This is a genomic window from Spirillospora sp. NPDC052242 (genome assembly GCF_040679555.1).
Classification (GTDB): domain Bacteria; phylum Actinomycetota; class Actinomycetes; order Streptosporangiales; family Streptosporangiaceae; genus Spirillospora.
In genome coordinates this window covers 74,914-87,032 of sequence record NZ_JBFAUZ010000012.1, presented here as the reverse complement: position 1 = coordinate 87,032, position 12,119 = coordinate 74,914, and the positions used below count along the sequence as shown (strand labels likewise).

12 protein-coding genes are annotated in these 12,119 nt (G+C 73.9%); 10 read left to right on the top strand and 2 right to left on the bottom strand.

Annotated elements, in window-relative coordinates:
- The first annotated feature begins 17 nt into the window (after nucleotides 1-17).
- Genes AB0L25_RS12460 through AB0L25_RS12445 form a run of 4 tightly spaced genes read left to right on the top strand, consistent with a single transcriptional unit; the run spans nucleotide 18 to nucleotide 3,536 of the window.
- Nucleotides 18-1,268, top strand: coding sequence for an amidohydrolase family protein (locus AB0L25_RS12460; protein WP_500171353.1), 1,251 nt, complete (start codon nucleotides 18-20; stop codon nucleotides 1,266-1,268).
- The gene (locus AB0L25_RS12455; RefSeq protein ID WP_500171351.1) at nucleotides 1,265-2,425 is read left to right on the top strand and encodes a thiolase family protein; all 1,161 of its coding nucleotides are present in this window, start codon (nucleotides 1,265-1,267) and stop codon (nucleotides 2,423-2,425) included. Before AB0L25_RS12460 ends, AB0L25_RS12455 begins: the two co-directional genes overlap by 4 nt.
- Nucleotides 2,422-2,862, top strand: a complete 441-nt coding sequence (locus tag AB0L25_RS12450; RefSeq protein WP_500171349.1) for a Zn-ribbon domain-containing OB-fold protein — start codon at nucleotides 2,422-2,424, stop codon at nucleotides 2,860-2,862. Before AB0L25_RS12455 ends, AB0L25_RS12450 begins: the two co-directional genes overlap by 4 nt.
- Nucleotides 2,859-3,536 (top strand): TetR/AcrR family transcriptional regulator, encoded by a 678-nt coding sequence (locus tag AB0L25_RS12445; RefSeq protein WP_500171347.1) that lies wholly within the window; start codon nucleotides 2,859-2,861, stop codon nucleotides 3,534-3,536. The genes AB0L25_RS12450 and AB0L25_RS12445 overlap by 4 nt, the downstream gene beginning before the upstream one ends.
- A 277-nt stretch (nucleotides 3,537-3,813) precedes the next feature.
- On the opposite strand, the gene AB0L25_RS12440 is transcribed toward AB0L25_RS12445, so the two are convergent.
- A complete protein-coding gene (locus tag AB0L25_RS12440; RefSeq protein WP_500171345.1) occupies nucleotides 3,814-4,755 on the bottom strand; it encodes a cyclase family protein in 942 nt (313 codons plus the stop codon).
- A gap of 77 nt (nucleotides 4,756-4,832) precedes the next feature.
- Nucleotides 4,833-5,531 carry a FadR/GntR family transcriptional regulator gene (locus AB0L25_RS12435; protein ID WP_500171343.1) on the bottom strand — a complete coding sequence of 233 codons (699 nt, stop codon included), beginning with the start codon at nucleotides 5,529-5,531 and terminating at the stop codon, nucleotides 4,833-4,835.
- Nucleotides 5,532-5,689: 158 nt separating this feature from the next.
- Between AB0L25_RS12435 and AB0L25_RS12430 the strand changes: the two genes are divergently transcribed.
- The 6 genes from AB0L25_RS12430 to AB0L25_RS12405 all read left to right on the top strand — a co-directional run bounded on the left by AB0L25_RS12430 (nucleotide 5,690) and on the right by AB0L25_RS12405 (nucleotide 12,114).
- Nucleotides 5,690-6,697 carry a substrate-binding domain-containing protein gene (locus AB0L25_RS12430; RefSeq protein ID WP_500171341.1) on the top strand — a complete coding sequence of 336 codons (1,008 nt, stop codon included), beginning with the start codon at nucleotides 5,690-5,692 and terminating at the stop codon, nucleotides 6,695-6,697.
- A gap of 69 nt (nucleotides 6,698-6,766) precedes the next feature.
- Complete coding sequence (locus AB0L25_RS12425) at nucleotides 6,767-8,263, top strand: sugar ABC transporter ATP-binding protein (RefSeq protein ID WP_500171340.1); 1,497 nt, start codon at nucleotides 6,767-6,769, stop codon at nucleotides 8,261-8,263.
- Between the two features lie 29 nt (nucleotides 8,264-8,292).
- The gene (locus AB0L25_RS12420; RefSeq protein ID WP_500171338.1) at nucleotides 8,293-9,312 is read left to right on the top strand and encodes an ABC transporter permease; all 1,020 of its coding nucleotides are present in this window, start codon (nucleotides 8,293-8,295) and stop codon (nucleotides 9,310-9,312) included.
- A 17-nt stretch (nucleotides 9,313-9,329) separates the two neighbouring features.
- Nucleotides 9,330-10,391 (top strand): zinc-dependent alcohol dehydrogenase family protein, encoded by a 1,062-nt coding sequence (locus AB0L25_RS12415; protein ID WP_500171336.1) that lies wholly within the window; start codon nucleotides 9,330-9,332, stop codon nucleotides 10,389-10,391.
- The gene (locus AB0L25_RS12410) at nucleotides 10,388-11,371 is read left to right on the top strand and encodes a DUF4380 domain-containing protein (protein WP_500171334.1); all 984 of its coding nucleotides are present in this window, start codon (nucleotides 10,388-10,390) and stop codon (nucleotides 11,369-11,371) included. Before AB0L25_RS12415 ends, AB0L25_RS12410 begins: the two co-directional genes overlap by 4 nt.
- Nucleotides 11,368-12,114, top strand: a complete 747-nt coding sequence (locus tag AB0L25_RS12405) for an SDR family NAD(P)-dependent oxidoreductase (RefSeq protein ID WP_500171333.1) — start codon at nucleotides 11,368-11,370, stop codon at nucleotides 12,112-12,114. The genes AB0L25_RS12410 and AB0L25_RS12405 overlap by 4 nt, the downstream gene beginning before the upstream one ends.
- The last annotated feature ends 5 nt before the right edge of the window (nucleotides 12,115-12,119 follow it).

Genomic DNA, 12,119 nt, shown 5'->3' with positions numbered 1-12,119 from the left:
AAGGGAACCGACCCGTCATGACGCAAGCGACTCCCGACCTGAACTGGCTGATCTCCGTCGACGACCACGTCCTCGAGCCGGGCCACCTGTGGCAGCGGTGGCTGCCCGCGAAGCACCGCGAGCGCGGCCCCCGCCTCGAGATCGACGCCGACGGCAAGGGCACCTGGTACTACCTCGACTTCGAGATGCGGGCGAGCGGCCTGTCCGCCTGCATCGGCCGCGACAAGAGCAGCTACAGCCCCGAGCCGCTCGGCTACAACGAGATGCGGCCCGGCTGCTACGACCCGGTCGCCCGCGCGGAGGACATGAACGAGGCCGGGATCCTCGCCTCGATGACCTTCCCGACGTTCCCCGCGTTCTGCGGCCAGACGTTCTACCGCGGCGCGGACAAGGAGCTCGGCCTCGCCTGCATCGAGGCGTACAACAACTGGATGATCGACGAGTGGTGCGCGGCGGCCCCCGGCCGGTACATCCCGCTCACCCTCATCCCCCTCTGGGACCCGCGGAAGGCGGCGGCCGAGGTGCGGCGGGTCGCCGAGCGCGGCGTGCGCGCCGTCGCGTTCAGCGAGAACCCCGAGCCGCTCGGCCTGCCCACCATCAACGACCCGGACCGCTACTGGGACCCGTTCTTCGCGGCCGCCGAGGAGTGCGGCGTCGTCATCTGCATGCACGTCGGCTCGTCGTCGCAGATTCCGTCCATCAACAAGGACACGTCCTTCATGGCGAACCTGTCGTGGGGCGCGGTGCGGACGTCCGGCACGATGCTCGACTGGCTGTTCAGCGGCGTGTTCGAGCGGTTCCCGAACCTCAAGATCTCGCTCGCCGAGGGCAACATCGGCTGGATCCCGTACTTCCTGGAGCGCGCCGAGCAGGTCATCGACAAGCAGCGGTACTGGGTGCAGCGCGGCGTCGACTACGACCCCAACAAGGGCAGCAAGCAGGAGCGCAAGGACGGCGGCGCGCAGACGATCGACTACCTGAACTTCGACATCCGGCAGTCGTTCCGCGACCACGTGTACGGCTGCTTCATCGACGACATCGCGGGGCTGCGCAACCTCGACCTCATCGGCGAGGACAACGTGATGATCGAGACCGACTACCCGCACTCCGACTCGACCTGGCCGCACTCGATCAAGCTCGCGCACGAGCGGCTGGCCGGGCTGCCGGCCGAGACACAGTACAAGATCCTGCGCGGCAACGCCGAGCGGCTGTTCCAGTTCACCCCGGCCGACACCGCGACCCTCCCGGCGCCCGGCGGGGCCGCGTGACCGGCGCCGCCATCGTGGGGCTCGGCCTGACCGAGCAGGGACGCCGGCTCGGGATCTCCCCCCGGGAGCTGCGGCGGCGGGCGATCGACGCCGCGCTCGCGGACGCGGGCGTGCCCCGCGAGCGGATCGACACCGTCATCTGCTTCGGCGCGCTGCCCGAGGACCTGCGGTACGCGGGCCTGTCGCCGCGCTCGTCGTTCGCGCTGATGTCGGGCGGCGCGACGCCCGCCCTCTCGGTGGTCGTCGCGGCGGGGCTGCTCGCGAGCGGGCAGGCCGAGTACGTCCTCAGCGTCTACGGGGAGGCGTTCACCGGGACGGCGCCCCGGCTGGAGCCCAACCACGGTGGCGGCGGCAGGTCGGACATCGGCGGGTACAGCTACGGCTACCCGTACCTGTACGGGCTGGTCGGGCCGGGCGCGGTCTACGCGATGGCCGCCCGCCGGTACCTCGACGTCCACGGCGCGACCTCGGCGGACCTCGCCGAGGTCGCCGTCGTGGAGCGCGGCTACGGCAGCGTCCGGCCGGGCGCGGTCGGGTACGGCGCGCCGATCACGGTCGCCGACCACCAGGCGTCCCGGATGATCGTCGACCCGCTGCGGCTGCTCGACTGCTCGCGGCCGACCGACGGCGGCGCCGCCGTCGTCCTCACCACCGCGGAGCGGGCGGCGGACTGCGCGGGCACGCCCGTCGCCGTGCTCGGCGCGGGCACCGGCCACAACATCGCGAACTGGTGGGACGGGACGATGGCGGGACGGTTCGGGGCGCTCCCCGACGCCGCGCCGCGCGCGTTCGGCCAGGCGGGCGTCGGACCGGACGACATCGACGTCGCGCAGCTCTACGCGCCGTTCACGATCGCCACCCTCCTGCAGCTCGAGGAGTACGGGTTCTGCGGCGCGGGCGAGGCGCCCGCGTTCGTCCGCGAGGGGCGCACCGGGCCCGGCGGGACGCTGCCCACGAACACCGGGGGCGGGCAGCACTCGGGGTTCTACGCGACCGGCTTCACCCCGCTGTCGGAGGGGATCATGCAGATACGCGGCGACGCGCCGACGAACCAGGTGCCGGACGCCGAGCTGTGCCTGGTGAGCGGCAGCGGCGGCAACGGCGGCGTGCACGGCTCGTGGGCGCACGTGTCGCTCGTCCTCGGGAGGCACCGGTGAGCGGGAACGGGACGCCGCGGCCGTTCCCCGGGGACGTCGCGCCGGACGCGGCGGACGCCGAGTTCTGGGCGGCCTGCCGGGACGGCCGGTACCTGGTCATGCGCTGCGGCACGTGCGGGCACGCGGTGTGGCCGGCCGGCGCCTGCCCGAAGCACGGCGCCGCGCCGATGGCCTGGACGGACGCGAGCGGGCGCGGCACGCTCGTCACCTGGACGATCGTCCACCAGCGGTACGCGACCTCGTTCGCGGGCGCGCCACCGAACGTCGCGCTGGTGGAGCTGGACGAAGGACCGCTCGTCCACGCGACCGTGCTCGGCACCGACCGTCTGGAGGTCGGAATGCGGCTGGAGGTCGCGTTCGAGGAGATCGCCCCGGATGTCGCGCTCCCGGTCTTTCGCCCGGCCCGCGATCGGCCGCGCGGTAGCCTTGCCGGGTGACGTTGGAGCCAGGCTGGGCGGAACGCGTCGAGCGCGGCGCCACCGCGCGCCCCCGCCCGGGAACGTTCGTCGGCCCGCGGGCGAAGCTCGTCGCCGCGGGCCACCGGCTGCTGCTCGAACGCGGCGACTCCTCGTACACGATCGAGGAGCTCGTCCGCCGCGCGGGCGTGGCGATCAAAACCTTCTACCGATGCTTCGCCGGCAAGGAGGAGTTCCTCCGGACGGTCTTCACCACGATCGTCACCGACTCGACGCCGCGCATCCGCGACCACGTCATGACCAGCACCGACGACCCCCTCGAACGGCTGCGGCTCGCGGTGACCCGGCCGCTGGAGTGGCACCGGGAGAACGAGGCGCTCAGCCGGGTCATCGCGCACGAGCACGTGCGGATCGCCGCGACCAGCCCCGAGACGATCGCCGCGACGGGCCGCGCCTACGAGGCGCTGATGCGCGAGCTGATCGTCGAGGCGTCCGACGCGGGCCTGCTGTCCCCGGCCGACCTCGACTGGGACGTCCACATCATCACGTCGATGGTGACGAACTCGTTCCTGTCGCTGATCATCGGCATGGCCGACCCGCCGGACCGCCGGCTCCTCGCCGACAACGTCTGGCGCTTCTGCCTCACCGCCCTCCGCGCCCCCGCCCCGCCCCCGCACCCTCAGCCCGTCACTTGACGGCGATCGTCCCCGGCCCAGCCTGGGATCGCCTCGTCCGCCGGTGTGAACTCGCCGGAGCCCGTGCGAGCCTGTTCCGCCCGCTCCTCGAAGTCGGCCTGTGCGTACGCCGCAGCTCGAAGGCATCGCAGCCGCACCGCGTCCTCGGGGCCGAGCGGGCCGTGCTCATGTGGTTCGGCCACAACTCCCCCGGCCGTCTTCGTGCGTGCGAGTTCCGCCGCCGAGCGTACGGGCTCGTTTGCTATCGCGAGCGGTGTTCGTCCAGACGGACGTGCCGTCACTTGACGGCGAGCGGGTTGAGGGGTGAGCCGACCGCGTAGGGGACGTTCAGCGGCGACGCGGTGAACATGACCTCGTGGACGCCGTCGGCGGCGCAGTCGGCGGCGAGGTCCTCGAAGTCGAACATCTCGCCGAGGAGCAGGCCCATGTCGCGGATCGCGAGCATGTGGAACGGGATCATCGGGCCGTCGCCGTTCGCGCCGAGGACCTCGACGGCCAGGTTGTCCGCGCACACCGCCGCGATGCCGCGGTCGCGGATCCAGCGGGCGCACTCCCAGGTGAGGCCCGGCGACCGGCCCGGCTCGACGTCGAAGCCGCGCCGCTGCCGGGGGTAGGTGCCCGTCCGCAGCAGCAGGACGTCGCCCTCGCGCGGGACGACGCCGGCCGCGGCGAGCACGGCGTCCAGTTCGTCCGGCCCGACGCCCGTGCCCGGCGGCAGGTGGTCGAGGCCGCGGTGCCGCGGCACGTCCGCCAGGATTCCGCGCGCCACGACGCCCGCGGCGAGGTTCTGGATCGAGCAGCGTTCCGCGCCGCGCGCCGTCACTGCGTCGTCGTGGTGGAAGCCGTTGTAGAGCAGGTCGTCGTACCAGAGGTGCGCGAGCGCGTCGACGTGCGTGGACGAGTGCGTGCCGATGATCAGCATGTCCTCGGCGGACGCGAAGCCGCCCGTGAACTCGCCGCGCGGGGTGTCGCCCCGGTAGCGGGTCATGGTGTGGATGGGGTTGAACCGCCCGCTCGTCCGCAGGTCGTGGGGGCCGTTCTCGTCGGCGGGCATGGCCAGCGAGAACGACACGCCCCGCCGGACGGCCGCGGCGGCGGCGCTCACGCACGCGGGGGTGACGAGGTTCAGCGTGCCGCGCTGGTCGTCGTCGCCCCAGCGTCCCCAGTTGCTCAGTTCGCGCCCGAGCGCGCGCACCCCGTCCATGTCGATCACCGGCATCGCGTTCCGTCCTCTCGCCCGCGTCCCTGACGAGAGTCGCATTCTTGCGATGAGAGATCAATGATCTCGGCGGGTGGTCAGTCGCGGTCGAGGGTGTCGAGGTCGCGGGCGGCCTTGGCGAGCAGGTCGCGCATGGCGCGCTCGGCGTCGTCCGGGGCGGCGGCGTGGACGGCGTCGAGGACGGCACGGTGGCTGGGCACCGGGTCGTCGTGCCGGCGGACGCCGTGGACGAGCCGGTCCCGCTCGGCGAGCCCGACCTCGATCACGACCTCCATGCGCTGCAGCAGCTCGTTGTGGGTCGCGGTCAGCAGGGCGCGGTGGAAGTCGAGGTCGGCTTGGACGGCGAGGGCGATGTCCCCGTCGGCCTCCGCCATGGCGCGCAGCGCGCCGTCGAGGGCGGCGAGGTCGGCGGCGGTGCGGCGGAGCGCGGCGAGCCGGGCGGCCTGCGGCTCGATGATGCCGCGGACCTCGGCGAGGTTCTCCAGGAACGCCTGGTCGTTGCGGTTGGCGAACTGCCAGCGGATGACGTCCGGGTCGAGCAGGCTCCAGTCCGCCCTGGGGCGGACGAACGTGCCGCGCTTCTGCCGGGACGCGACCAGCCCCTTCGCGGCGAGCACCTTCAAAGCCTCGCGCAGCGCGGTCAGGCTGAGGTCGAGCTCGTCGCCGAGGGCCGCCACGTCGATGGTGTCGCCGGGCTCCAGCTCCCCGGTCAGGATGCGGCGCGCGATCTCCTGCACCGTCTGGCCGTGCAGCCCACGCTCCGAGTAGTGCACCACGTGCGGCGGTCCTTCCCTGTCGTCCGGCGAGCACTCTAACGCCGACCAGACTATCAATAAATTATGAATTAATATTGACAGGGTCGCCGGAGAGGCATTAGACAAGGTCAGCGCGCATCCGGGAACGATCCGGGCAGCCGGGAACGAGGAGAACGTCGATGAACCATGCCAAGCGCCGCGGGCGGCCGGTCGGCCGGGCAGTGCTCGTGCCCGCCCTGCTCGCGGCTCTGGTACTGGCGGTCACGGCCGCCTGCGACAGGGTGGGCGAGAACGGCCGCATCGGCGTCGTCTACCTCAACGCCGAGGGCTACTACGCCGGGGTCGAGCGGGGGCTCGGCGGGGTGCTCGGGCACGGGGCGGACCGGCCGCAGCTCGTCCAGACCAACATCCAGTCCGACCCCGCCAAGGAGAGCTCGTTCGTCAACACGATGAGCTCCGCGAAGGTCGACGCGCTCGTCGTGTCGCCCGCCTCGGCCACCGCGTCCGTCCCGGCGCTGCGCCTCGCCCACGAGAGCGACGTGCCGGTGATCTGCTACAACACCTGCGTCGAGGACGCCGCCGCGCGCGAGTACGTGGACGCCTTCGTGCTCGGCGACCCGTTCGAGTTCGGGCGGGTCAGCGGCGAGCAGATGGCCGCGCACTTCCGCGCCGCCGGGATCGCGGACCCGAAGGTCGGCGTCATCAACTGCGAGCAGTTCGAGGTCTGCATCCAGCGCCGGCAGGGCTTCGAGAAGGCGCTGACCGCCGCCGTGCCCGGCGCGAAGATCGTCGCGAACCAGCAGGGCCTGACGATGGACGAGGCCGTCCAGCGCGGCGAGCAGCTCCTCACCGCGCACCCCGACATCGACGCCTTCTACGGCGAGGCCGGGTCGCAGATGCTCGGCGCCGTGCGGGCCGTCGAGGCGCGCGGCAAGGCCGGGAAGGTCGCGGTGTTCGGCGGGGACATGTCCGTCGAGGCGGCCGGGAAGCTGCAGGACGGCCGCGTCCTCAAGGGCGTCGCGGACATCTCCGGCATCAAGGTCGGACGGCTGGCGGGCGAGGCCGTCGAGAACGTCCTCGCGGGGAACCCGCCGGAGGACTTCATCATCCCGGCGCCCATCGACCGCTACCTCGGCCCGAAGGACGGGGCCCGCTGGATGCAGGAGCACCCCGATGGCATCCCGTAGGCCGCCCGCGCGCCGCACCGCCGCGCGCCGCACGCCGTCGTCGTCCCGTCCGAGGAAAGAAGGAGCGCAATGAGCACGCCGCTGCTGCGCGTCGCCGACGTCACCAGGCACTACCCGGGCGTCCGGGCGCTGACGGGGGCGAACCTGGAGATCGAGCCCGGCGAGGTCCGCGCGCTGCTCGGCCGCAACGGGGCCGGGAAGTCCACGCTGATCAAGGTGCTGTCGGGCGTGGAGCGCGCCGACGCGGGCACCGTCGAGATCGGCGGCACCGCGCTCGGCGACGGCGGCGTCCGCCGGGCCGGGGAGCTCGGCGTGCGGACCGTCCACCAGGAGCTGAGCCTCGTGCCGGGCATGACCGCGGCGGAGAACCTGTTCCTCGGCGCCTGGCCCCGGACGGGCGCGGGCCGCGTCGACCACGCCGCGATGCGCGCCGCCGCCCGCGAGGTCTTCGACCGGCTCGGGCTGCGCATCTCCCCCGACGCCCGCGTCGGCGCGCTGCCGCTCGCCGAGCAGCAGCTCGTGGAGATCTGCCGGGCCGTGCGCCGCGACCCGAAGCTGCTGATTCTCGACGAGCCGACGAGCGCGCTCGCCGCCGCCGAGGTCGAGATCGTCCTCGAGGCGGTGCGGCGGATCGCGGCGGACGGCGTCGCGGTGGTCTACGTGAGCCACCGGCTGGACGAGATCCGGCGGATCGCCCGCACCGCGACGATCATGCGGAACGGCGAGGTCGTCGGGACGGTCGACATGGCGGCCACCTCCACCGAGGAGGCCGTCGCGATGATGCTCGGCTCGACCTACGAGGCCGCGGTGCGCCCGCCGGCGCGGGACGTGCGGCGGGACGGCGTCCCGCTGCTGTCGGTGTCGGGGCTGCGGGTGCCGCCGAAGGTCGCCGAGGTGTCGTTCGACCTGTACCCGGGGGAGATCCTGGGGCTGGCGGGGCTGATGGGGTCCGGACGGACCGAGATCCTGCGGGCGATCGCCGGGTTCGACCCGGCCGCCGCCGGGACGGTCCGGATCGAGGGCCGCGAGGTCCCGCGCGTCACGGCGGCGGGGATGAAGCGGCGCGGCGTCGGCCTGACGCCCGAGGACCGCAAGGGCGAGGCGATCGTCCCGCTGCTCGGCGTCGGCGAGAACATGGTGATGTCGGACTTCCGGGCGGTCAGCAGCGGGACGTCCGTCGTGCCCGCGAAGGTCGACCGGGTCGCGCGCGGGCTGATCGAGCGGCTGTCGATCCGGACTGCGTCCGGCCGCTCCCCCATCGCCACGCTCAGCGGCGGCAACCAGCAGAAGGCCGTGATCGGCCGGTGGCTGCACGCGGGCAGCCGGATCCTGCTGCTGGACGAGCCGACCCGCGGCGTCGACGTCGAGGCCAAGGAGGGCATCTACCGGCTGGTCCGGGAGCTGGCCGACCAGGGCGCCGCCGTGCTGTTCGTGTCGGGGGAACTGGAAGAGCTGCCGCTGGTGTGCGACCGCGTGATCGCGCTGCGCGGCGGGACGGTCGCGGCCGAGTTCGCCGGCGACGACGTGACCGTCGACGCCGTCCTGTCCGCCGCCATGGCCGCGTGAGCGGCCGCCGGAATATCGAGGAGAGATCCATGACCACCACGCAGACCGCCCCGCCCGGCGGGGCGCGCACCGGCGGCGGTGCGGCGCGCCTGTTCCAGGGCCGGGCGCACCAGCTGAACGAGATCGGGCTGCTGGTCGCCATCGTCGTCCTGTACGTGGCGCTGACGAGCTCGGCCGCGGGGTTCCTGACGCTGGACAACCAGCTCGGCATCCTGCGGGACGCCGCGTCCGTCGGCATCGCCGCGTGGGGCGTCACGCTGGTGATCATCGCCGGGGAGATCGACATCAGCGTCGGCCCGGCGACGGCGTTCGCGTCGGTGCTGGTCGCGAAGGGCGCGACCGAGTGGGGCCTGAATCCGGTCGTCGCGATCCTGGTGACGCTCGCCCTCGGCGTCGCCTGGGGCGCGCTCGCGGGCTGGCTGCGCGCCGCGTTCGACGTGCCGTCGTTCATCACGACGCTCGGCCTGTGGAGCGTCCTCGGCGGCCTCGGCCTGTACCTGACGGACGCGCTGCCGGTGACGCTCCCGGACAGCGGCCTGTTCGACGTGCTGGGCGGCGACGTCCTCGGCGTCCCGACGTCCGCGATCGTGATGCTGATCCTGTTCGCGGTGTTCGCCTACATCGCGAAGTTCACCGCGTACGGGCGGTCGATCTACACGATCGGCGGCAACGCGGCGGCCGCGCGGCTCGCGGGCATCGACCTGACCCGCGTCCGGGTGCTGCTGTTCGCGACGACCGGGCTGCTGTCGGCGATCACCGGCGTGCTGCTCGCCGCCCGGCTCGGCTCGGGCAGCGGCGGCGCCGCGTCCGGCCTGGAGTTCGACGTGATCGCGGCCGTGGTGATCGGCGGGACGGCGCTCGCCGGGGGCCGCGGCGGGATGCTCGGCACCCTGCTCGGCGTCGTGTTCATCACCGTCATCGGCAACGGGCTCGTGCTGCTCGGCGTCGACTCCTTCCTGCAGAACGTGGTGCGCGGCGTGATCATCGTCGGCGCCGTGCTGATCAACGTGCTCGTCGCGCGGCGCGGCCGGGCGAACGCGGCGGCCTGAGAACCGGGGGTGCTTCCATGGAATCAACGATGCAGGGCGTCTTCCTGCCCGGCGACTCGACGGCCGTGCTCCGCGAGTACCCGGTGCCGGAGCCGGGCCACGGGCAGGTGCTGGTCGAGGTCGGCGCGTCCGGGATCTGCGGCAGCGACATCGGCTTCATCTACCGCGAGTACAAGGGGTACCGGGGCGTCGACGGCCCCGCCTACCGCGGCGTGGTCGCGGGGCACGAGCCGTCCGGCCGGATCGTCGCGACCGGCCCGGGGGTGCGGCGCTTCGGCGTCGGCGACCGCGTGATCGTGTACCACATCGTGGGCTGCGGCCTGTGCGACAACTGCCGCCGCGGGCACTACATCAGCTGCGACGCGGGACGCGAGTCGTACGGGTGGCAGCGCGACGGCGGGCACGCCCCGTACCTGCTCGCGGAGGAGCGGACGTGCGTGCCGCTGCCGGACGAGCTGTCGTACGTGGACGGGGCGCTCATCGCCTGCGGGTTCGGCACCGCCTACGAGGGGCTGCGGCGCGCGGGCGTCAGCGGCGACGCCGACCTGCTCGTCGTCGGGCTCGGCCCGGTCGGGCTCGCCGCCGGGATGATCGGCCGCGGGATGGGCGCCCGCAAGGTCATCGGCGTGGAGCCGTCGGAGGCGCGGCGCGCGTGGGCGGACGGGCTCGGCGTGTTCGACGCGACGCTCCCCTCGGACGACCGCGCGGCCGAGGCCGTCGCGGACCTCACCGGGCGCGGCGGCGCGGCCGTCACGATCGACTGCTCGGGTTCGCGGCCGGGCCGGAGCCTCGCGCTGGAGGCCGCCGCCGAATGGGGGCACGTGTCCCTCGTCGGCGAGGGCGGCGACCTGGTCACCGAGGTGTCGGACACGCTCCTGCACAAGCAGCTCACGATCCACGCGTCCTGGGTGACGTCGCTGCCCGCGATGAGCGAGCTGGCGCGCAACCTGGTCGGGTGGGGGCTGCGGCCCGAGAAGGTCGTCAGCGACGCGTTCGGGTTCTCCCGCGCGGACGAGGCGTACGCGCTCGCCGCCGGGAACAGCAAGGGCAAGGTCGTCCTCGTGCCGGACGCCTCATGACGGACGTCCGGACCGACGCGTCCGGCCCGTACGAGGTCGTGTGGCTCGACAACGGGGTGCTGCGGCTCGGGATCGTCCCGGCGCTCGGCGGCCGGCTGCTCGCGCTCGTCCACGACGGCGACGAGCTCCTGTGGCGCAACCCCGCGCTGCTGGACGACCGGCTGCACCCGGCCGGCGGGCACCGGCCGGAGCGCACGTCCGGGCCGATGGCGAACTGGCGCAACTACGGCGGCGACAAGACGTGGCCGGCGCCGCAGGGCTGGTCGTCGGACGCCGAGTGGGCGGGGCCGCCGGATCCGGTGCTCGACTCGGGCCCGTACCGCGCGGACGTCCGGACCGGGCCGGGGTTCGCGGAAGTGACGCTGACCAGCGAGCACGACCCGCGGACCGGCCTGCGGCTGCGCCGGGAGTTCCGGCTCGCCGCCGGGGCCTCCTACGACCTGCGGCTGACGGCGGTCAACGAGACCGACGCTCCGGTGCGGTGGGCGCTGTGGAACGTCGCCCAGTACCCGGGCGGCGGGACGGTCCGCGTCGAGGTCGCCCCGGGCTCCGCCGACCCGGTGGAGCTCGCGGTCGGGACGGCCGCGCCGGCGTGGACGCGTCCCGATCCGGGCGCGATCGAGGTTCCGGCGCAGGACGTCGTCGGCAAGCTCGGCTTCCCCGGCGCCACCGGGCGGCTCGCCTACACGCGCGCGGGACGGCGGCTGACGATGGACTTCGACGTCCGCGACGGGGCCGCCTACCCCGACGGCGGTTCGCGCGCCGAGGTGTGGATGGAGCACCCGCTGCCCCGGCCGCTGGAGCATCTCGGCGGGCTGAACCCGCCGGACCGGATCGTCGAGTGCGAGGCGCTCGGCCCCTGGGAGCCGATCGCGCCGGGCGGCTCGACGTCGCTCGCCGTCCGGGTGGGCGTGGCGCGCACGCGGGACACGGAAACGCAGACGAAGGAGACGCGGCACATGGAGGCGGGGGGACGATGACGGCGTCCACGGGGGCACGGCCGGTCGCGGTCGTGACGGGCGCGGCGAGCGGCATCGGCGCGGCGACCGCGCGGCGGCTGGCGGCCGACGGGTACGCCGTCGCGCTGCTCGACGTCGCGCCGGAGGTCGAGGCCGTCGCGGCGGAGCTGCCCGGCGCGCTCGGCGTGCGCTGCGACGTCGGCGACGCCGCCGACTGGGAGCGCGCCGTCGGCGCCTGCCGCGCGGCGCTCGGCCCGGTCGACGTGCTGGTCTCCAACGCCGTCCGCTACGAGCCGGGCGCGGCCGACGAGGTTTCGGTCGAGTCGTGGCGGCGGCAGCTCGACGTCACCCTCACCGGCACGTTCCTCGGCGTCCGGGCCACGCTGGACGACCTGCGCCGCAGCCCGCGCGCGTCGATCGTGGTGGTGTCGTCCGTGCACGCCGCGTTCGGGCTGCCCGCCCGCCCCGCGTACGCGGCGGCGAAGGCCGGGCTGACCGGGCTGACCCGGCAGCTCGCCGTCGAGTACGGCCCGGGGGTGCGGGTCAACGCCGTCCTGCCGGGGCCCGTGCTGACCGCGCAGTGGGACGGGATCGGCGAGGACGACCGGGAGCGCAGCGCCGCCGAGACCGTCGCGGGCCGCCTCGGCCGCCCGGAGGAGGTCGCCGCCGCGATCGCGTTCCTCGCCGGGCCGGACGCCTCGTTCGTCACCGGCGCGTCGCTGTTCGTCGACGGCGGCTGGAGCATCACCAAGGGGTCGGCGTGACCGGC

Coding starts and splice junctions, on each gene's coding strand:
- AB0L25_RS12420 (WP_500171338.1), top strand. CDS start 8,293: ATGACCACCACGCAGACCGCCCCGCCCGGCGGGGCGCGCACCGGCGGC.
- AB0L25_RS12410 (WP_500171334.1), top strand. CDS start 10,388: ATGACGGACGTCCGGACCGACGCGTCCGGCCCGTACGAGGTCGTGTGG.
- AB0L25_RS12405 (WP_500171333.1), top strand. CDS start 11,368: ATGACGGCGTCCACGGGGGCACGGCCGGTCGCGGTCGTGACGGGCGCG.
- AB0L25_RS12425 (WP_500171340.1), top strand. CDS start 6,767: ATGAGCACGCCGCTGCTGCGCGTCGCCGACGTCACCAGGCACTACCCG.
- AB0L25_RS12415 (WP_500171336.1), top strand. CDS start 9,330: ATGGAATCAACGATGCAGGGCGTCTTCCTGCCCGGCGACTCGACGGCC.
- AB0L25_RS12430 (WP_500171341.1), top strand. CDS start 5,690: ATGAACCATGCCAAGCGCCGCGGGCGGCCGGTCGGCCGGGCAGTGCTC.
- AB0L25_RS12460 (WP_500171353.1), top strand. CDS start 18: ATGACGCAAGCGACTCCCGACCTGAACTGGCTGATCTCCGTCGACGAC.
- AB0L25_RS12440 (WP_500171345.1), bottom strand. CDS start 4,755: ATGCCGGTGATCGACATGGACGGGGTGCGCGCGCTCGGGCGCGAACTG.